This is a genomic window from Rhodococcus sp. 66b, assembly GCF_002076325.1.
In the GTDB taxonomy this organism is placed as follows: Bacteria; Actinomycetota; Actinomycetes; order Mycobacteriales; family Mycobacteriaceae; genus Rhodococcus_F; species Rhodococcus_F erythropolis.
On the sequence record NZ_MUZB01000007.1, the window covers coordinates 334458 to 354102 of the forward strand.

The 19645-nt window shown below is 63.1% G+C and carries 17 protein-coding genes; 10 read left to right on the forward strand and 7 right to left on the reverse strand.

What is annotated here, in order from left to right; genetic code table 11:
- Window positions 1–305: 305 nt before the first annotated feature.
- The 3 genes from groL to B0E55_RS15880 all read right to left on the reverse strand — a co-directional run bounded on the left by groL (window position 306) and on the right by B0E55_RS15880 (window position 3629).
- Window positions 306–1931, reverse strand: coding sequence for a chaperonin GroEL (gene groL, locus B0E55_RS15870; RefSeq protein ID WP_003941476.1), 1626 nt, complete (start codon window positions 1929–1931; stop codon window positions 306–308).
- 273 nt (window positions 1932–2204) lie between these two features.
- Complete coding sequence (locus B0E55_RS15875; RefSeq protein WP_019744475.1) at window positions 2205–2762, reverse strand: DUF6764 family protein; 558 nt, start codon at window positions 2760–2762, stop codon at window positions 2205–2207.
- An 81-nt stretch (window positions 2763–2843) separates the two neighbouring features.
- Entirely contained in the window at window positions 2844–3629 is a 786-nt protein-coding gene (locus B0E55_RS15880) for an HAD-IIA family hydrolase (protein WP_020906711.1), read from the reverse strand.
- An 82-nt stretch (window positions 3630–3711) separates the two neighbouring features.
- Between B0E55_RS15880 and B0E55_RS15885 the strand changes: the two genes are divergently transcribed.
- Together B0E55_RS15885 and B0E55_RS15890 are read left to right on the forward strand one after the other, a co-directional pair.
- On the forward strand, window positions 3712–4857 hold the full coding sequence (locus B0E55_RS15885; RefSeq protein ID WP_003941492.1) for a PucR family transcriptional regulator: 1146 nt from the start codon (window positions 3712–3714) through the stop codon (window positions 4855–4857).
- Between the two features lie 156 nt (window positions 4858–5013).
- A complete protein-coding gene (locus B0E55_RS15890) occupies window positions 5014–6267 on the forward strand; it encodes an NAD(P)/FAD-dependent oxidoreductase (protein WP_003941496.1) in 1254 nt (417 codons plus the stop codon).
- Here B0E55_RS15890 and B0E55_RS15895 read toward each other — a convergent pair.
- A complete protein-coding gene (locus B0E55_RS15895; RefSeq protein ID WP_019744479.1) occupies window positions 6239–7630 on the reverse strand; it encodes an amino acid permease in 1392 nt (463 codons plus the stop codon). The genes B0E55_RS15890 and B0E55_RS15895 overlap by 29 nt on opposite strands.
- Before the next feature lie 189 nt (window positions 7631–7819).
- Here B0E55_RS15895 and B0E55_RS15900 point away from each other — a divergent pair, with 189 nt between their 5' ends.
- The 7 genes from B0E55_RS15900 to B0E55_RS15930 all read left to right on the forward strand — a co-directional run bounded on the left by B0E55_RS15900 (window position 7820) and on the right by B0E55_RS15930 (window position 15293).
- Entirely contained in the window at window positions 7820–8290 is a 471-nt protein-coding gene (locus B0E55_RS15900) for an SRPBCC family protein (RefSeq protein WP_003941500.1), read from the forward strand.
- Between the two features lie 34 nt (window positions 8291–8324).
- Window positions 8325–8777 (forward strand): hypothetical protein, encoded by a 453-nt coding sequence (locus tag B0E55_RS15905; protein WP_019744481.1) that lies wholly within the window; start codon window positions 8325–8327, stop codon window positions 8775–8777.
- The gene (locus tag B0E55_RS15910; RefSeq protein WP_080910011.1) at window positions 8767–9786 is read left to right on the forward strand and encodes a DNA polymerase III subunit beta family protein; all 1020 of its coding nucleotides are present in this window, start codon (window positions 8767–8769) and stop codon (window positions 9784–9786) included. Before B0E55_RS15905 ends, B0E55_RS15910 begins: the two co-directional genes overlap by 11 nt.
- A gap of 72 nt (window positions 9787–9858) precedes the next feature.
- Entirely contained in the window at window positions 9859–10572 is a 714-nt protein-coding gene (locus B0E55_RS15915) for a phosphatidylserine decarboxylase (RefSeq protein ID WP_003941540.1), read from the forward strand.
- Window positions 10573–10631: 59 nt separating this feature from the next.
- Entirely contained in the window at window positions 10632–11462 is an 831-nt protein-coding gene (locus B0E55_RS15920; protein ID WP_029254795.1) for a CDP-alcohol phosphatidyltransferase family protein, read from the forward strand.
- Between the two features lie 21 nt (window positions 11463–11483).
- Window positions 11484–13661, forward strand: a complete 2178-nt coding sequence (locus tag B0E55_RS15925; RefSeq protein WP_003941536.1) for an AAA family ATPase — start codon at window positions 11484–11486, stop codon at window positions 13659–13661.
- 9 nt (window positions 13662–13670) lie between these two features.
- Window positions 13671–15293: an amidohydrolase gene (locus B0E55_RS15930; protein ID WP_080910012.1), complete on the forward strand. Its 1623-nt coding sequence runs from the start codon at window positions 13671–13673 to the stop codon at window positions 15291–15293.
- Between the two features lie 90 nt (window positions 15294–15383).
- Here the strand turns inward: B0E55_RS15930 and B0E55_RS15935 are convergent, their stop codons facing one another.
- Complete coding sequence (locus B0E55_RS15935) at window positions 15384–16271, reverse strand: aminoglycoside phosphotransferase family protein (RefSeq protein ID WP_198538423.1); 888 nt, start codon at window positions 16269–16271, stop codon at window positions 15384–15386.
- Between the two features lie 272 nt (window positions 16272–16543).
- Here B0E55_RS15935 and B0E55_RS15940 point away from each other — a divergent pair, with 272 nt between their 5' ends.
- Window positions 16544–17782 (forward strand): HNH endonuclease signature motif containing protein, encoded by a 1239-nt coding sequence (locus B0E55_RS15940; protein ID WP_080910014.1) that lies wholly within the window; start codon window positions 16544–16546, stop codon window positions 17780–17782.
- A gap of 88 nt (window positions 17783–17870) precedes the next feature.
- Here the strand turns inward: B0E55_RS15940 and B0E55_RS15945 are convergent, their stop codons facing one another.
- Window positions 17871–18890 (reverse strand): DUF2804 domain-containing protein, encoded by a 1020-nt coding sequence (locus B0E55_RS15945; protein ID WP_080910015.1) that lies wholly within the window; start codon window positions 18888–18890, stop codon window positions 17871–17873.
- A 2-nt stretch (window positions 18891–18892) separates the two neighbouring features.
- Window positions 18893–19645 (reverse strand): isocitrate lyase/PEP mutase family protein, encoded by a 753-nt coding sequence (locus tag B0E55_RS15950; RefSeq protein ID WP_007730096.1) that lies wholly within the window; start codon window positions 19643–19645, stop codon window positions 18893–18895.

Consider the following 19645-nt stretch of genomic DNA (forward strand, 5'->3'; position numbering starts at 1 on the left):
TTCCTCCTCGATGCGCAATACTGTAACCCAGATCACTGCAACATGTATCAGTTTTGTGAAGATTGTCGGAAATATTCTATTTTAGTTGCATTTTTCCACCAAAAGAACTAGTTAATTTCACACTAAAGCCTTACTTAATTCAATCATTTGTTGGATATGTTGGCACTAAAGTTTTAGCACTAAAGAACTTGTCCAACGGTCGTGAACCGATGCGATTGACCGCCGTTAGGATGCCGTCTCCAGACAAGCAAAAGCCCGGCCCACCGAATGGTGGGCCGGGCTCTAGGAGCTAGGTGGAGATGGACTCAGAAGTCCATGCCGCCCATGCCGCCGGTCGGATCGCCTGCAGGCGCTCCGGCCTTCTCGGGCTTGTCAGCGACAACGGCTTCGGTCGTCAGGAACAGAGCCGCGATGGACGCTGCGTTCTGCAGTGCCGAGCGGGTGACCTTGACCGGGTCGTTGATGCCTGCAGCGAGCAGGTCGCCGTACTCGTTGGTCGCAGCGTTGAGGCCGTGACCTGCGGGCAGGTTGGAGACCTTGTCCGCAACAACGCCGGGCTCGAGGCCTGCGTTGAATGCGATCTGCTTGAGCGGAGCGGACAGTGCAACGCGAACGATGTTCGCGCCGGTTGCCTCGTCACCTTCGAGCTTGAGGTCGTCCAGTGCGGGAGCTGCCTGGAGAAGTGCAACGCCACCACCGGCGACGATGCCCTCTTCGACGGCTGCCTTTGCGTTACGCACTGCATCTTCGATGCGGTGCTTGCGCTCCTTGAGCTCGACCTCGGTAGCAGCGCCGGCCTTGATGACTGCAACGCCGCCGGCCAGCTTGGCCAGACGTTCCTGCAGCTTCTCACGGTCGTAATCCGAGTCGCTGTTCTCGATCTCGGCGCGGATCTGGCTGACACGACCGGCGATTGCGTCGGCGTCGCCGGCACCCTCGACGATGGTGGTCTCGTCCTTGGTGATGACGACCTTGCGTGCCTGGCCGAGGAGCTCGAGGCCTGCGGTCTCCAAGGAGAGTCCGACCTCTTCGCTGATGACCTCGCCACCGGTGAGGATGGCGATGTCGGCGAGCTGAGCCTTACGACGGTCACCGAAGCCGGGAGCCTTGACGGCAACAGACTTGAAGGTGCCACGGATCTTGTTGACCACGAGGGTGGAGAGAGCTTCGCCCTCGACGTCCTCGGCGATGATCAGGAGCGGCTTGCCGGACTGGATGACCTTCTCCAGCAGGGGCAGCAGGTCCTTGACCGTGGAGATCTTGGAGCTGACGAGCAGGATGTACGCGTCTTCGAGGACGGCTTCCTGACGCTCTGCATCGGTGGCGAAGTACGCCGAGATGTAGCCCTTGTCGAAGCGCATGCCCTCGGTGAGCTCGAGCTGCAGGCCGAAGGTGTTGGACTCCTCGACCGTGATGACGCCTTCCTTGCCGACCTTGTCCATAGCCTCGGCGATGAGCTCACCGATGGACGGGTCGCCGGCGGAAATACCGGCGGTAGCAGCGATCTGCTCCTTGGTGTCGATCTCCTTGGCGGTCTCGAGCAGGCGAGCTGTGACAGCCTCGACAGCCTTCTCGATGCCGCGCTTGAGGCCGAGCGGGTTCGCGCCGGCTGCGACGTTGCGCAGGCCTTCACGGACCAGAGCCTGTGCGAGAACGGTAGCGGTGGTGGTGCCGTCGCCAGCGACGTCGTCAGTCTTCTTGGCGACCTCCTTGACGAGCTCGGCGCCGATCTTCTCGTACGGGTCGTCGAGTTCGATCTCCTTGGCGATGGAAACACCATCGTTGGTGATCGTGGGGGCGCCCCACTTCTTTTCGAGAACGACGTTGCGACCCTTGGGGCCCAACGTCACCTTGACAGCGTCGGCGAGGGCGTTGAGGCCTCGCTCGAGGCCACGACGTGCCTCTTCGTCGAACGCGATGATCTTTGCCATTGCGAAGTGATCCTCCGGATAGGGGGTGACACACAAGGTGACCGCTCGTCGGGTCACCTCATCGGCACAAGGCGACCGTTTGACCAGTCACCTCATTACACGGGCGACCGATTTGCCTGGTCACCCATCTACGCCTGTGGTCTAGTCAGTGCCCGCGACGGACGACCGGGGGTGTCTATGGTTCCCGGTCTCACTGCCTCGACCTGGCACTCACGGTTCGCGAGTGCCAACTGCATTTTTAGCACTCGAGCGTGCCGAGTGCAAGGTTGAGCCTCAGCCCGCGATGCAGAACTGTCCGTTACTCAAATTGACCGCAAACGAGAGCACTCCGACGCAGTCGACGCCGTTGGCATCGGCCGTAGCGCCCGCTCCGTAACCAGCGATGGCGAAGGTGACGTTGCCGTCAGCCGCCCCGGCCCGCGCGATACCGCCGCCGAGCGCAAATGCCTGCGCCTGACCGTTACCGCGAGAAGCCCCCAGCGCGGTTCCGAAGCCGTTTGCATATGAATTGGAGTAGCCGTTGTCGGCGGCGACGCTCACAGCGGTACCGCTCTCGGCAGCACCGGCCTGCGAACGGCCGGCTCCGACGGACTGCGCGCCGCAGCTCGCGGTCTCGGAGACCTGGATGTCATTGGCCGACGGCGGCGAGACACACGTGACGGGGGCTGCCGAAGCAGCTCCCGCACCGGTCAGCGCCAGCCCGGCGGCGAGCCCCATACCTACAGTCATCACAGCCCCTGTTCTCGCCAGGCGGCCCCCCAACCGACTACTGGAAATTCCGCTGACTCGAGAGGATGAGCGACGGAACCAGACTGACGAGATCAAGGGCATAGAAAACTCCTTCGTGGAACAAGTTCATTGGATTCGGGCGCGAGAGTACCCGCTCGAGTGAAGTCCGTCACCCCCGCCTGGTCAAGCCTCGAGGACGACCCCGAGAAGGGCCGGAAGATCCGCGACCGAATCGATGACATGATCAGGCTTCTGAACCGACAGATCGAGCACTGTTTGCCGAAACTTGCCTGTGCGCACCAGAACTCCGGTCAAGCCGACTCGTTGTGAGGAGAGGACGTCCCCGATCAGGTCGTCGCCGACCATCACCGTCGCCTCAGGTTCGACATGCATCAGCTCCGTGGCTGTCAGGAACCCCGTGAGAGACGGTTTACCCACTGCGGCGATATTTACACCTGCCACTTCCTCGAAGCCCGGCAAGTACGTTCCGGTGTCGATCCGAAGGCCGTCTACGGTCTCCCACATCATCCCGCGGTGCATCGCGACGACGGGCACACCGGCGAGCAGAAGTTCGAGCACTCGGCTCAGCGCCTCGTGAGTGAACTCCGGGCCGGCACCGCCGAGAATCACGACCTCAGGATCGGCGTCGTCGAATTCGATTCCCTCGAGATCGGCAGACACGTCACCGTGATTGAGGACCCACGCCCGCGCGTCCGGATACGTCGCCCGCACGTACTCCCCTGTGAGCCTGGCGGCAGTAACTATCTGGCTCGCCTCGACCTCGATACCGGCGTCGCACAACCCCTGCGCGATGAGCGACGAACTGCGCGAAGTGGTGTTGGTCAGAAACCCACAGGCCAATCCCCGCCGCCGAACTTCGCGTACGGCTTCCCCTGCTCCCTCGATCGGCTGCCAGGACGTGAGCAGGACTCCGTCGATATCGAACAGAACACCTTCGATGTCGGCCATTGCACCAGCCTATATTCGCCATCGAGGTCCTGCCGAGGCGTCGGAACCCGAAATCCGTCGATCGCTCAGTAGGCTCCCACCCATGGACCTGCGCGACGACGACCTATTCTCCGTTGCCGGTTCTCTGGCCGAATTGCTCGGCGCTCCCGTCACGATCGAGGACGAGAACTCGACTGTCCTCGCGTACTCCGGCGGCGAGCAGGCCGTGGACGAAGCCCGCATCGGCACGATCCTCGGCCGGCAGGTACCCAGCCGATTCCGCCAATTACTCTCCGATGCAGGAGTATTCGATCGTCTCCACCGAGAGAGCGACCCAATCTACGTTGATCTCGAAGACCCTGCGATCACGCCGCGCCTGGTCATCGCAGTTCGCGAGAACGATCACCCCGTCGGCTCGATCTGGGTCGCACTCGCCGGAACACCGACGCCCACACAGGAATCGATACTTCGATCCGCGGTATCTGTCGTGGCCGAGAGAATCGCCTCGGAGCGTGACCGGGTCGACAGCACACGCCGTCGCCAATCCCAGCGCGTCCAAGCTCTGATCGGCGGTGGCGAACCCGCATTCCGCGCCGCAGACGACTTGCGGTTGGCAGGCCCGCTCACCGTCGTCGCCGTCGGAACCGTTGCGGGACCACTGCCGGCGGGGTTGGTCGCGTCCTTGAGCTTGTACCTCGACACTCTGGCCGTCGACGCCGTTGCCGCTCAACTGTCCGAGACCATCTACCTTGTCATCGCGACCGACGAGACCAACGCTCGCCGATTGTCCGCCGACTTCCTCACCCGCGCCCGTGGCCGCGAATTCCTGGCAGTGGCCGTCGGTCGGACAGTGAAGTCTGCAAGCGAATCACATCTTTCGCGCTCGGACACCGACCATGTTCTCGGAGCGCTTCGTCATGGCCGGTCCGGCGGAACCGTCGCGGGAATGAGGGACACGTTGGCCTCCGTTCTCGCCCTGCACGTCGCCGACATCATCGACGGACTCGGCGACTCCACACCACTCGGAAGCCTCGAACGTCACGACTCTCAGCACGGCAGCGATCTGGTCGCGACGGCAAAGGCCTTTCTCGAGCACGGCGGTGACGTGGCGAATTCTTCTGCCGCACTGCATGTTCACCCCAACACGCTCCGCAACCGCCTGCGTCGAGGCAAGGAGATGTGCGGCGTCGACCTGACCGACGCCGACACCCGCTTGATTCTGATGCTGCAGTTCAAACTCGCTCGCTGAGCAGGCGCGGCGGTGCGTTGTGCGAATCCACAACGAGGTAGCTCCGACGATGGCCGAACGGCCAGTCCTTTTGCCGCCCCCGCGATTCATGCTTGAGAGAAGAGCCGGATGTGACCGGCGTCTCGGTTCGAGCAGAGTCTGTAGAAGGAGTGCGTCATGGGAACTCGTCAGAGCCCCGATCGTGTGGTCGTGGTCGGTGCGGGCGTTGTCGGATTGTCGACGGCCTGGTTCTTGCAGGAACGTGGAGTCGAGGTCACCGTCGTCGATCGCGACGGCGTCGCAGCCGACGCGAGCTGGGGCAACGCCGGTTGGCTTGCCCCCGCATTGACGCTTCCGCTGCCCGAACCCGCAGTGCTCCAATACGGCTTGCGCGCGATGCTCAGCCCGTCGTCCCCGGTGTACGTGCCACTGACCACCGATCTGAAGCTGATTCGGTTCCTGGTCGGGTTCGCGCGCCACTGCACGCCGTCGAAGTGGCAGGAAGCGATGTCGGTCTACACCGAGGTCAACCGAACAGCCTTGGGCGCGTACGACGAACTCGCCGACGGTGGCGTCAAAGAGCTGACCCGCCTGGCCGATCCTTTCCTCGCCGCGTTTGCGTCCGAGAAGGACCGACAGACTTTGGTGGACGAGTTCCATCACGTCGAGGCCGCGGGCGGCGAGGTCGACTTCGACCTCCTCGACTACGACGCGATTCATTCGCTCGAGCCTTCACTCGGCCAGGGTGTGAAAGCCGGTTTGCGCCTGCGCAATCAGCGTTTCATCGATCCCCCGTTGTTCGTGAACTCGTTGGCGGACGCGGTTCGTGAACGCGGTGGAGAAATCGTCAGCGGTTTCGACGTCACGCAGATCGACGATCGGGTCGGCGGAGTCACTGTTCGCAGTGCACACGGTGATTCACGCGACGGTGACTCCGTAGTCATCTCGAGCGGTGCCCGCTTGAACAAGCTCGCAGCACCGTTCGGTGTGCGCAAACTGGTGCAGGCCGGACGCGGATACAGCTTCAGTGTCAAGCCCGAGCACCTCCCCAAGAACCCTGTGTATTTCCCCACCCAGCGCGTCGCATGCACTCCGTTGCACGATCGCTTCCGAGTGGCCGGAATGATGGAATTCCGCAGCCCTGACGCGCCGCTGGATCCGCGCCGCGTGCAGGCGATCATCGATGCAGCCAAGCCGATGCTCAGCGGCATCGACTGGACTGCGCGGGAAGAGGAGTGGGTGGGATCACGACCGTGCACTACCGACGGCTTGCCGTTGATCGGAGCCACGAAGTCGCCGCGGGTGCACGTCGCCGGTGGTCACGGGATGTGGGGAATCGCCCTGGGTCCGTTGACCGGAAAGATGGTGGCCGACTCGATGACCGGCGCTCAGACGCCGACCGTCATGCGCCACTTCGATCCGCTGCGCTGACAGCCGGTTTCACCCACTTGTAGTACGCGCCCGTCAGCAGAACCAGCCATCCGGCACCGACGAGCAGCGCAACTCGGGTATCGGCGATGACGCCGAGCAACACGATGACAAAAGCCAGGAACACGATCGCGAAGATTTGACCGTACGGCCACAGCGGCACTGGAAACTTCAGTGCCGCTGTTTCGTCTGCACTCATCTGAGCGCGGGAACGGAACTGCGAGAGCAGGATCATGATCCAGACGAAAATGGTGGCGAAGGTCGCCAGCGAGGCGATGACGAGGAACACCTGGTCCGGGATCAGGTAGTTGAGCAGTACTCCCACCAACAGGGCACCGGTCATGATGACAACGGTCATCCACGGAACACCGTTGGCGGAGACTCTCTTCATCACCTGCGGGGCCTGACCGGCATGCGACATTCCGAACATCATGCGACCCGCACCGAAAACGTCGCTGTTGATGGCGGACAGGGCCGCGGTGATGACGACGATGTTGAGGATCGATGCGGCCGTTCCCAATCCGAGGTTCTCGAAGATCTGGACGAACGGGCTGTTGTCGGAGTTGATGGTCTGCCACGGAATGATCGCCATGATGACGGCGAGGGTGCAGATGTAGAAGAGAATGATGCGCACCGGGACCGTGTTGACGGCTTTCCTGATGGTCTGCGCCGGATCCTCGGCTTCGCCCGCGGTGATACCGATGATCTCGGTGCCACCGAACGCGAACATGACGATCGCGAAACACGCGACGAATCCGCCGAAGCCCGTCGCGAAGAACCCGCCGTCCGACCAGAGGTGGCTGATTCCGGCATCGGTGTCGTGAACGCCGAATCCGAACACGATGATCGCGATGCCGCCGGCGATCATCGCGATGATGGCGGTGATCTTCACGAGCGTGAACCAGAATTCCAGTTCGCCGAACACCTTGACGCTCAACAGGTTTATCGCGCCGATGAAGAAGACGACAGCCAGAACCCAGATCCATCTCGGTACGTCCGGGAACCAGAACTGCATGTACAGCCCGAAGGCGGTGACGTCGGCGAGGCACACGATCACCATCTCGAACGTGTACGTCCACCCGGTCATGAAACCGGCGAGTGGTCCGAGGTGCTTGTTCGCGTACTCGCTGAACGAACCGGAAACCGGGTTACGGACCGCCATCTCGCCGAGCGCTCGCAACACCAGGTAGACCGCGATACCGCCGATCAGGTAGGCCAGGAGCACCGACGGGCCGGCTCGTTTGATGGCCTCGGCGCTGCCGTAGAACAGTCCGGTTCCGATGGCTGATCCGAGGGCGATGAAGCGGATATGGCGCGCTGTCAGCCCTCGCTTGAGGCCATCCTGCGTCGCGGCGTCGCTGTTCACTTCTCGGTACTCCAGTCGGATGGATCGTCATACGTGCGCGAACCATTGTCCGCTACCACCGCGCGTGTTCCCGCACGACCCTGTTGGACGGCCGTACAGTGACCTGACACACATGGTCCATTGACGGATCGCTTACGATCGACAAAAGTGTTTGTAACTTTACGTAGCATCAACTCGACTGGAGAGACTGTGTCCAACACCCTCGAAGCAAGCATCGACATCGACGCATCACCGCAGGACGTGTGGGCAATCGTCGCCGACCTGCAGCGCATGGGCGAATGGAGCCCCCAGTGCAAGGTGATGAAGGTAATCGGCGGGACCGTGCGTGAGGGCGCCAAGACGATCAACGTCAACCGCAAGGGCCTGCTGGTCTGGCCGACGTCGTCGAAGGTCGTTCGCTTCGAGCCCAACAAGTCGGTGGCGTTCCGCATCGCGGAGAACCGCACGATCTGGTCCTACGAACTCGAGCCGACCGCTACCGGCACCAAAGTGACCGAGCGTCGCGAGGCTCCCACCGGAACGTCGAAGGTCTCGCAGTTCCTCGTCAAGACCGTCCTGGGCGGAAACGCCGACTTCGAGGTCGAGCTCGTCGAAGGCATGAATGCCACATTGAAGCGTGTGAAGAGCGAGGCCGAGGCGGCTGCACGCACCTCTGCTTGACCCTCGACCTGGTCGAGGCATCAGGATCCGTTCCATGGATCCCGTGATGACACAGATAGCGCAGGCACAAGAATTGGCGAGCTCCGGCGATCGAGCCGGGGCTCGCTCTGCGTTCGAGAAGATGTGGGAAGAGATCAGCGCCGCCCCCGATGCGCTCCACATCGTCTCCCTCGCGCACTACATGGCCGACGTTCAAGACGATCCGGCTCAGGAGCTCTGCTGGGACCTGCGCGCCCTCGACGCTGCCGATTCGTTGACCGACGCGCGAGCCCAGGAACACCACGCATCGCTGCAGGTCGCCGGTTTCTATCCATCGCTGCACCTCAACCTGGCTGCCGACTACCGCAAACTCGGACGCGACACCGAGGCCGTCGAGCATCTGACGAAGGCCGAGGCGTCGGTCGGCACACTCGCCGACGACGGTTACGGCCGGATGATCAGGGGCGCTATCGAGCGACTGCGGGCAGAATTGATCCGTGACCACTAGTTCCGCCCTCTTGACGATCGGCGAGATGTCCCGGGCGTCGGCGCTCCCGATCAGCGCGCTGCGGTTCTACGACAAGGAAGGCGTGCTCGTCCCGCATTCCGTCGATCCGCACACCGGTTACCGCTGGTACACCGACGACCAACTCCGCGACGCACGCGTGATCGCCGGTATGCGGCGCGTCGGTGTTCCGATCCGCGACATGATGGCCGTCCTGACCGGACCGGAACCCCATTCGTGCCTCGACGCCCATCTGCGCAACCTCGAGGACGGTCTCGCCGACGCCCGGGCCGAACTGGGACGAATCCACCGCCTGATCGACGCGCTACCTATCTCCGGCGGCGTGGACATCGACTCGTGGGATCTACGACGCGCACTCGACGCCGTGCTGTTCGCCGTGAACGAGGAATCGGAGTTCCCGATACTTCGCGGCGTCCACCTCGACATTCACGACGGCGTCGCTGCGTTTGTCACCACTGATCAGTTCCGGCTCGCGGTCGCCGAGGTGACAGTTCACTCCGCTCTGACGGTGTGCGCTGTCGTTCCCGTGGCCTTCGCGCGATTGTTACGCGATATCGCCGGCGTCGTGACGCTGACTTTCTCCGCGCGCACGGTGACTGCGTCGTATCCGGGAGGTGAGGTGTCCAGCCCACTCATCGAGGACGGCGAGTTCCCCGATCACCGAATCCTGCGCGAGCACCACAACGCCGTCGAACTGAGCGGCGACCAACTTGCCTCCCTGCTCAACGGCACCGGACACGGAGCCGTCGTCAGCATCGGCGAAGACGGTGGTGCCCGGGTGGATCCGGGTGGAATGGATCCCCGTGAACAGTTCCGAGTACTGGTCGACCGACAGCGACTGCGCGACGCCGCCGCAGCCCAACCGGGGCGGCAATTGGTCATCCGAGTAAGCGGTGCGGCGCTGCCGCTGGCGATACGCACCGGCGACTGTGTCGGGTACTACTCGTACTTGATGCCACTACAGCCTGTAGGAGAGAAGGCGTTCACGTAATCTATGGATGCTCTACCACCCCGTACTGTCAGTGCGACCAGCAGAAGACCTACCGAGTAGTTAGAGGAGCCTGTGGCACGCCGACCCACACCCCCCGGAACCCCGCAACCCACCGGGATCGGACATATCGTCGATCTGGTTCGCCATGCGATTCCGCCACTTCATCCCGCCGGCCTGCCGTTCGTGCTGGCCCCGCTGGGAGTTGCAGCTCTGGGCCGCAACCGTAAGTGGGTGCGCCGAGCCGGTCTGACCACCGCCGCCGCATGCGCCACGTTCTTCCGTCACCCGCACCGGGTGCCGCCCAACCGCATTGGCGTCGTCGTCGCACCCGCCGACGGCGAGGTGGCGCTGGTCGACAACGCCGTTCCGCCCGCCGAGCTCAATCTCGGAAGCGAGCCGCGCCCGCGCGTCAGCATCTTCCTCTCGGTTCTCGACGTGCATGTCCAGCGCAGCCCTGTCGGTGGAACGGTCAAAGAGGTCGTTCACCAGGCAGGCAAGTTCCTCTCCGCAGATCTCGCCGACGCCAGCGAGGTCAACGAGCGCAACAGCATGCTGATCGAAACCGCCGATGGTCACGACGTTGCGGTTGTCCAGATCGCGGGACTGCTTGCACGCCGCATCGTCTGCTACGCCGGTGTCGGTGACGTCCTGCCGATCGGCGACACGTACGGACTGATCCGTTTCGGCTCACGCGTCGACACCTATTTCCCCGCCGGAACCACACTCCTGGTCGAGCCGGGACAACGCACGATCGGTGCTGAAACAGTTATCGCGCAACTGCCGTGAAGACGCCGAAGATGAAGTCAGCCGTGAAGAAGCCGGGAGCAGCCCAACCCGGCGCGAAGATGCCCAAACGCACCCAGGCGGTGCGGTTGCTGCCGTCCGTCATCACCATCCTGGCGCTGTGCGCCGGGCTGTCCGCCGTCAAATTCGCTCTCGACGGACAACCCGGTACCTCGCTCGCGATGATCGGCGCCGCTGCCGTCCTCGATTCACTCGACGGCCGCATCGCGCGACTGCTCGACGCCACCAGCAAGATCGGCGCCGAACTCGACTCACTGGCCGACTCCATCTCCTTCGGCGTCGCCCCGGCCCTGGTCCTGTACGTGACCTTGCTGGACGGCACCAGCATCGGCTGGATCATCGCGTTGATCTACGCGGTCAGCATCGTGTTGCGACTCGCACGTTTCAACACCCTGCTCGACGACGACGACGTCCCCGCGTACGCACGTGAGTACTTCGTCGGCGTTCCGGCTCCGGCCGGCGCACTCATCGCCCTCACTCCCCTGGCCGCGACGGCTCAGTGGGGTGACGGCTGGTGGTCTTCGCACTTCGTCGTCATCGTGTGGACGCTCTTCTCGGCTGCACTGATCGTCAGCCGCATCCCGACGCTGGCGATGAAGTCGGTATCCGTGCCGCCGCACATGGCGGCCGGCCTGCTCGTCCTGGTGACGTTGGCTGCAGCCGCACTCATCACCTACCCGTACATCCTGCTGATCGTTCTCATCGCGATCTACCTGGTGCACATCCCGTTTGCCGTGCACTCGAAGCGGTGGGTGGCAGCACGTCCCGAAACCTGGGACATCAAGCCTTCCGAACGCCGCGCGATCCGACGCCAACCCAACGTCGGTGGCCGCCGCTCGGCCGCTCGTCTCGGATTGCGGCGACCCCGCTAGTCCACGACGTACTCTCGAGAGGTGACTTCGCCGGAACTCGCCCTCACCGTTCGACTCAACACCTCTGCCGCCGACCTACGCCGCGGGGTCGTGCGCTTGCACCCCGAAGCGTTGGCGGCGTTGGGCATCCGCGAATGGGATGCCATCGCACTCATGGGAGCCCGCGGCACCGCGACCGTCGCGGGCCGTGCACCCACCGGAACCCCGGCAGGCACGATCCTTCTCGACGACGTCACCATGTCGAACGTCGGCCTGACCGAGAACTCTTCCGTCGTGGTCGGTCCGGTGACGGTGTACGGAGCGCGATCCGTCTCCGTCACCGGCTCGTCCATGGCGACAAATTCGATCAGCTCGACGGTTCTGCGACAAGCTCTTCTGGGCAAGGTCGTCAGCGTCGGCGACACGGTCTCGCTCCTCCCCCGCGATCTCGGTCCGGGTACGAGCACTTCCGAAGCCACCCAAGCGCTTTCCCGTACCTTCGGCGTCGCGTGGACATCCGAACTGCTCACCGTCACGGCCGTCGAACCTGCCGGTGGTCCGGTCAGCGTCCAGCCGAATTCGGCAGTCAACTGGGGTTCCGGCTCGGCGGGCACACTGACACCGAGTGCGCTTGTTTCCAGTCCGGCCGCCGTCGCGATCGAGCCTGCACCGTCGGTTCCGCTGGATCACCTCGTCGGCGCGCAAGCGCAGGCAGCCAAGCTGACCGAGTGGCTCGGCCTGGCACTCGACGAACCAGAACTGCTCCGTACGCTCGGCGCCTCACCGCACCTCGGCGTCCTCATCACGGGCCCCGCCGGCGTAGGCAAAGCCACGTTGGCCCGCTCGGTCCTGTCCTCGCGCAAACTTGTCGAACTCGACGGCCCGGGAGTCGGTGCCACCGAGGCGAATACCCGCCTGCAGCGAATCGTCGACGCCGTTGCTGCCGTGCGCGGCGGTGGTGTACTGCTGATCAGTGACATCGACGCTCTGCTTCCGGCCACCGCGGAACCGGTATCCGCACTGATCCTCGAACAATTGCGCAGCGCCGTCGCAACCCCGGGCGTGGCATTCGTCGCGACCTCCGCCCATCCGGAAACCGTCGACGCGCGCCTTCGCGGACAGGATCTCTGCGATCGAGAACTCGCACTTACCCTGCCGGACGGCGCAACTCGCAAGGCGTTGCTCGAACTCCTGCTCCGCCGAGTGCCCACCGGAACCCTCGAACTCGACGCCATCGCCTCGCGCGCACCCGGATTCGTGGTCGCCGACCTCGCGGCGCTCTGCCGTGAAGCTGCTTTGCGAGCGGCGACGCGGGCGTCCAAATCCGGTGATTCTCCGGAGATCACGCAGGAAGATCTTGTCGGTGCCCTCGAAGTGATTCGGCCACTGTCTCGTTCGAGTACCGAAGAACTGTCGATCGGCAGCGTCACCCTCGACGACGTCGGCGATATGGTCGAAACCAAACAGGCGCTCACCGAGGCGGTGTTGTGGCCGCTGCAGCACCCCGACTCCTTCGCGCGCCTCGGTGTCGACCCGCCCCGCGGCGTGCTCCTCTACGGCCCTCCTGGCTGCGGCAAGACGTATCTCGTTCGCGCCCTTGCCAGCTCGGGGCACCTCAGCGTTCATGCCGTGAAAGGCGCAGAGCTGATGGACAAGTGGGTCGGCGCCTCCGAAAAGGCCGTAAGAGAGTTGTTCCAGCGCGCACGCGATTCGGCGCCCTCGTTGATCTTCCTCGACGAAATCGACGCCCTTGCCCCGCGTCGTGGTCAAAGTTCCGACTCCGGGGTGTCAGATCGCGTCGTAGCCGCGTTGTTGACCGAACTCGACGGCGTCGAACCGCTACGCGACGTCGTGGTGTTGGGCGCCACCAATCGACCGGATCTGATCGACCCGGCTCTCCTGCGCCCCGGCAGACTCGAACGTCTCGTATTCGTACCGCCGCCGGATGCGGAGGCTCGCAAAGCGATTCTGCGTGCTTCCGGCAAGTCGGTACCGCTCGCCGAAGATGTCGATTTGGACATTCTGGCCGTCGATCTCGAGGGATACTCGGCAGCAGACTGCTCGGCTCTCCTGCGTGAGGCTGCACTCGCCGCCATGCGTCGGAGCATGGACGCGGCCGACGTGACGGCCGCGGACGTGGCAACCGCCCGTGAGAAGGTACGTCCCTCCCTCGATCCCGAGCAGGTGGCACACCTACAGGCGTACGCGGACAACCGATAAGGACTGACCATGGCTGCTGATCTGGTTCTGTACGGCGACATCGTGACCATGCACGAGGAATCACCACGCGCCCAGGCGCTCGCCGTGACGGGCGGCCGGATCACAGCCGTCGGCGCGCGCACGGACGTCGAGGAACTGGTGGGGCCGGATACCCGCGTCGTCGACGTCGGAGGTGCCGCTGTTCTGCCGGGGTTCATCGAGCCGCACGGTCACCCCCTCGAAGAAGCGATCGTGCTCGGACGTGACGTCGTCGACATTCGGCCTGTCACGATCGCCGAGGCGGATGCCGTAGTTGCTGCCGTCGTCGACACTGTTCGTTTGCGAGGTGCTGCCGGCGCTTCTTTGAACGGTTGGGACCCGTTGCTGCAGAAGGGCCTACCCGACCCGACCATCGGCTGGTTGGACTCCGTGGCGCCGGAGTACCCGCTCGTGATCATGCACAACTCGGGTCACGTCGCGTATTTCAACACGGCGGCAGCGGTACAGGCCGGCATCACCCGCGATACCCCCGATCCGATCGGCGGATCGTACGGCCACGACGCGACGGGCGCACTCGACGGAGCCGCGTACGAAATGCCTGCGGTGTTCGCAGTCGCGGGCCACGCAGTCACCATCGGTGACGACTTCCCCGCACTGGTGGCGGCCGAATGCGCCCGGCTGAACGCCGCGGGAATCACCACCATCGCCGAATTGTCGTTCGACCCCAAGATGCGGCCCGCCCTGGCAGCGATAGCCGACGCCGGACTGCTCACCACCCGCCTGCGGCTCTACGAGATGTCCAACGACGCGCGCACTACCGAGGCGTCACCGGGCGACGGAAACGACCTGGTGCGCCAGATCGGCATCAAGGTCTGGTCCGACGGTTCACCGTGGGTCGGTAACATCGCCACCAGCTTCCCGTATCTCGATACTGAAGCCACCCGCGCGCTCGGGATCGCCTGCACACACGGGCATGCCAACTACACCGGCGAACAGATCCACGACATCAGTTCCGCCTACTTCGCCAAAGGGTGGCAGATGGCGTGCCACGCCCACGGTGACGACGCGATCACCATGGTTCTCGACGCGTGGGAACGACTTCTGAAGGAGCACCCCCGGCCCGATCACCGGTTGCGTCTCGAACACGTCGGCGCGATGCGTCCGGATCAGTTCGCCCGCGCAGCGGAACTGGGCGTCACGGTCAGCATCTTCATCGACCACTTGCACTACTGGGGTGACGTTCTGGTGGATGACCTGTTCGGCCCCGAATACGGATCCGTCTGGGCCGCAGCAGGATCTGCACTCGCGGCTGGGCAACGGTTCACCTTCCACAACGACGGTCCCGTCACCCCCGCCAATCCGCTACGGAATATGCAGGACGCCGTCACCAGGCTTTCGCCCAGCGGCCGCGTCGTGGCACCCCAGGAACGGATCCCCGTGGACGCCGCTGTTCGCGCCCATACGGTCAACGCCGCGTGGCAGCTGTTCAGCGAAGATCACATCGGGTCCATCTTCCCCGGCGCCTACGCGGATCTTGTTGTGCTGTCGGCGAATCCCCTCGACGTCGAGCCGACCAGGCTGACCGACATCACGGTGCTCGCCACCATCCTGGAGGGTAGGCCGGTCTACGGAGACCTGAGCGCGATCGGCTGATCGGTCGCCGAACGCCGTGGACAAAGGCCGTAAACCTTCTCTGCTCGAGTTCCAAGGATCGTTGCGAGAACGGAGACGGCGCAAGTGGTCTCAGGGTTCAGTGCGGATGTCGTCAATGACCTGGGCAATCGCATGTTTCGCCCAGTCCGCGATCTGCTCGTTCGTGTCGCGGTAGTACGGCAAGGCAACCAATGCAATCGACAGAGCCCATGCGCGGCCACGCGTCCAAGTTCCCTCGTCCACGTCAACACGAAGCCGGAATGTACGCCGAGTGCTCGGCGTCAGCAGAGTCCATGCAATGAGGCAGTCGATTGCCGGGTCTCCGAGAGCGAGTCCACCCCAATCGATCACGGCCGAAAGGCTGCGGTCGCTCACCAGGATGTTTCCCGGGTGCAGATCCGAGTGCATCCACACCGCTGGGCCTGCGTGGTCGATGACGTGGCGCGCCTTTTCCCACGCCGCCTCCGTCAGCGCTACGTTCAGCAGGTCGCCACACGCTGCAATACTCGCTCGAGTCGCTGAATCTCGTCGCTCAATCGGATCGGCCCGGTAGGAATGCAGCGATCCCTGTGGGCGCAATCCGAGTGTGTCGATGCGACGTAGACTGTTCACGAAGTCTGCGAGTTGGATGGCCAGGTGGTCATCGACCATGCCGGGCACAGGGTTTCGCCCTGGCACCCACGGGTGCACCGACCATTGCCACGGGTATCCGAAGGCCGCCTCACCCACACCTACCGGAACGGGCACGGGGACCGGTAGGTGTGGAGCCAGATGCGGCACCAACTGTTGCTCCTTTGTGATTCCCTCTGCCGCGCCTGGGGTGCGGGGCATACGGATTACGAGTGAATCGCCTACTCGGATCATGACGTTGTCGGTGCCGATCGACTCGACCAAGCGCAACGGCAGATTGGCCCACTGCGGCATCTGACTCGCGAGCAATCGCCGCACCAACGCAACATCGATGTCTGGTTCCTCCATGTGCAACTTCCGAATCTGCATGACATGAGCAAACCACTCCCGCACATTCCGGCGATCAAGAAGTCATGAAGAAGACAGCAGCCGCACAGTGCCGACAATGTCCGTCCGCATGACCGACCGCGACACATCCAGACCTCCTTCGCCGTGACTGCCGCAGATCGAATGAAGATTCGAAAAGTCCCAAAAATCGGAATTGTCGAAAATTATTGCATAGGAACAGTTTTCGAGATACAAGTCTTGTGTTCGAAACTTTGTTCGATTAGACTTTCGGCATGAACAGTCGGGAAGCATGGCAGCTGGATGGTGAGGACCTCAAGAGTGAGGTTCTGGATCTGGTGCGTGTCCGGCACGAGTTGCAGTCGCGGATGGTGTTGTTGATCGTGGAGATGTTTTCCCGTGAGGTTCTCGGGGGGAAGGGTTTTCGGGCGATCGCGCAGTGGTTGCATGGTTCGACGAATTTGGAGATCGGTGAGTGCAGTCTGCTGGTCGGGTTGGCGCGGTTGTTGATGCTCGAACCTGTTGTGGGCGATGCGTTTCATCGCGGTGACGTGGATGCGTTGAAGGCGCGTCAGGTGGCGTCGTTTTGTCAGCATCCGCCGAAGAACATGACCCTGGCGGATGTGGACAAGGCCCGCGGGATTCTGCTCGGGTTGGCGTCGAAGAACATCGCGGATTGTGATGCGGTGCGGGCAGCGATTCGGCGGATCGAGAAGCAGTACGGAAAACGCGAGGACGGTGTTCCGGTCGGGGAAGACTCGGAGCGGAACGAGTTCTACGCCTCGAAAGGCTTGTACGGGCGGGTGTCGGTGAAGGGTGATCTGGATGCGGTGAACGGGGCGCGGTTGATCACGTTGTTGTCTAGCCTGTCGGCTCCGACACCGGAGAAGGACGGCGTGAAGGACACCCGCACGCCTGCATTACGGCGTGCGGACGGGTTTTGCGAACTGTTGCGCCGGTACGAGCGGGCGGGGTTGGGTCCGATCGAAGGCGGAGTGAAACCACACATCACGGTGACCGCGTCGGCCAAGGACATGACGGACCTTAAAGTTCTGAAAGACCTCCTGCCGTCGACCGATGAACTGGGGTTCGCGTGGACGGATTGGGTGGGCCCGATCAGTATCGACACTGCCCGGATGTTGGCCTGCGACTGCACTGTCACCCGAATCTGGTTGGATGAGAATGGTGTTCCGCTCGACTGCGGTAAGGAAGTGCGAACAGCGACCGTTCCGCAGCGACGGGCGTTGGCGGTTCGTGATGGTGGGTGTGCATTTCCGGGGTGTGGGACTCCGTCGGGGTGGTGCGATGCTCATCATATTGTTCACTGGAACGATGGTGGCCCAACGGATCTCGACAACCTGGTTCTGTTGTGCGGTCATCATCATCGGACGATGCATCACACGGAGTGGCGGGTGGAGATCGGCCCGGATCGAAAGACGGTGTTCTATCCGCCGATGTCGGTTGATCCGTATCAGCAGCCGATCGGCGGGAACAGCCCACCAACAGCAGCCTGAAGTGAAATAACTCGAGACGCGAGCACCGGGGCACGATCATGCCCCGGTGCCCATGCTGCGTTCCGTCATCTTCGCGGAGATGTACGGCCTACCAGCGGTTCCGAACCTCCTCGGCAAATCCGAGGAGATCTCGAACGACCACGGAGGTACCGTCGTCGAGGATCACTGTGCCGGAGAACTTTCCGAACACCTGATGCTGAATCGAACGCAGTACCCCGACGTCGAAAGTCGCGGCACGGTCGATGATCGGCTCGAAAGTCATCTCGAAGCGACCATCGTTGCTCGAGAAGTTCCACGGAACGCCGTCGTACGTTCCCTGCGGGATGCCGAAGTCGATCCTGTCCAGTTTGTGTGCCCGACCGCCGACAAACACGATGTTCTCGCTGGCCGCCGTCGTGTCGCCGAAGCCGTAACCGATGTTGAATCCGAACCGCTCGCCGTTCACCAGTCCGGATGCAGAACCCCAGTACCAGGTGTTGTCGTAAGTCCAGACTCCCCTGCCCCAATCGAGAACGCCGAACGAGTCTTCCGAGCGAAATGTGAAGTCGTCACTCCCGATTCGCACGGTCCCGGCAGCGGGCAGGCAGTTGATCTTCTGGTTGTAGTAAAACGAACGGGACGCCTTCGGAAACGGTGTAGCGATCACCATCCGGTCATCGACAGGACTCGCCAGGAACAAATCGGCATGAAGGCCTCGCCCACCGTCGAAAGCCGGGTAGTCGACAATCAGGTGGCGCCCACCGTCCACATGGCGAAACTCGAAGCGAGCTTTACCTTTCGACACCACCACATCACCGTCGTCCGCGCTTTCGGGCAGACCGAGCCTTCCCATCGGGAACGGCAGCATCACGTTTTCGGTGATCTCGTGTGGTGTTCGGAAATCGAGCCAGGAGACTCCGAGCAAGCCCATGTACCCGTTGTCGGCGACGGTCAACGCGATGCCGTAATCCGCAGTGAGAACGCAGTAGTAGTCCCACTCCTTGATCCGGAACTTCGGAACGGTGATCGCAGAGCGTCGATACTTGCGAATCTCCGATGGGGCCCAACCCGTCTCGACCAAATGTCCGCCATCGTCGAGAAGCGGGCCGGGCGACATCAGTGTCTGCATTCTTACTTCCAGCGTCCCAAGATCTCGTTCGCACGGTTGGCCAATGCCATCTGGAAGAACGGACCGAAGCTCACACGTGCCACTCCGAGCGGACCGAAACTTGCCGGATCGTCCTGGTCCGGGATTCCGATCGCATTGATCGGAAGTGGAAGTTCGGACGTCAGGCGGCGCTGGGTCGCGTCGTCATGCCGCCCGACGGGGTAAAGAACGTCGGCGCCGGCGTCGGCCGCCAGCTTGAGGCGTGCGATGGCGCGATCGACACGATCGGACTCGTCACCGACCTGCTTCACGAACAGGTCGGTGCGCGCGTTGACGACAACGTGAACTCCGGCTGCGTCGGCGGCCTGACGAAGCCCACCCACAAAGTCGGCGTGCTCCTGCGCCTCACGCAAGCGTCCGCCTTCACTGTGGACGGTGTCCTCGATGTTGAGTCCGACAGCGCCGGCATCGATCAACCCGTCGATGAGAACTGCCGGCTCGAGCCCGTAACCACCCTCGATGTCCACCGAGATCGGGGCGTCGACCGCACCGGTGATCTGCTTGATCCGGTGCAGAAGTTCGTCGAAGGTGATGCCCTCGTTGTCCGGCTTGCCGATGGAATCGGAAACCGGGTGGCTGCCCACCGTCAGGGCTGCAAAACCGGCAGCCACCGCAAGATTCGCCGACCACGCGTCCCAGACCGTCGGTAGAATGACCGGGTTACCTGGCTGGTGCAACGCCAATAGAGCAGTTGCCTTGTCGTTGATCGAAGTCAT

Excerpts from the sequence above, each read along its gene's own strand:
- B0E55_RS15945 (WP_080910015.1), bottom strand. The coding sequence starts at position 18,890 with ATGCAGACACTGATGTCGCCCGGCCCGCTTCTCGACGATGGCGGACAT.
- B0E55_RS15880 (WP_020906711.1), bottom strand. The coding sequence starts at position 3,629 with ATGGCCGACATCGAAGGTGTTCTGTTCGATATCGACGGAGTCCTGCTC.
- B0E55_RS15875 (WP_019744475.1), bottom strand. The coding sequence starts at position 2,762 with ATGCCCTTGATCTCGTCAGTCTGGTTCCGTCGCTCATCCTCTCGAGTC.
- B0E55_RS15905 (WP_019744481.1), top strand. The coding sequence starts at position 8,325 with ATGGATCCCGTGATGACACAGATAGCGCAGGCACAAGAATTGGCGAGC.
- B0E55_RS15885 (WP_003941492.1), top strand. The coding sequence starts at position 3,712 with ATGGACCTGCGCGACGACGACCTATTCTCCGTTGCCGGTTCTCTGGCC.
- B0E55_RS15935 (WP_198538423.1), bottom strand. The coding sequence starts at position 16,271 with ATGGAGGAACCAGACATCGATGTTGCGTTGGTGCGGCGATTGCTCGCG.
- B0E55_RS15890 (WP_003941496.1), top strand. The coding sequence starts at position 5,014 with ATGGGAACTCGTCAGAGCCCCGATCGTGTGGTCGTGGTCGGTGCGGGC.
- groL (WP_003941476.1), bottom strand. The coding sequence starts at position 1,931 with ATGGCAAAGATCATCGCGTTCGACGAAGAGGCACGTCGTGGCCTCGAG.
- B0E55_RS15930 (WP_080910012.1), top strand. The coding sequence starts at position 13,671 with ATGGCTGCTGATCTGGTTCTGTACGGCGACATCGTGACCATGCACGAG.
- B0E55_RS15940 (WP_080910014.1), top strand. The coding sequence starts at position 16,544 with ATGAACAGTCGGGAAGCATGGCAGCTGGATGGTGAGGACCTCAAGAGT.
- B0E55_RS15920 (WP_029254795.1), top strand. The coding sequence starts at position 10,632 with ATGCCCAAACGCACCCAGGCGGTGCGGTTGCTGCCGTCCGTCATCACC.
- B0E55_RS15950 (WP_007730096.1), bottom strand. The coding sequence starts at position 19,645 with ATGACTTCGATCAACGACAAGGCAACTGCTCTATTGGCGTTGCACCAG.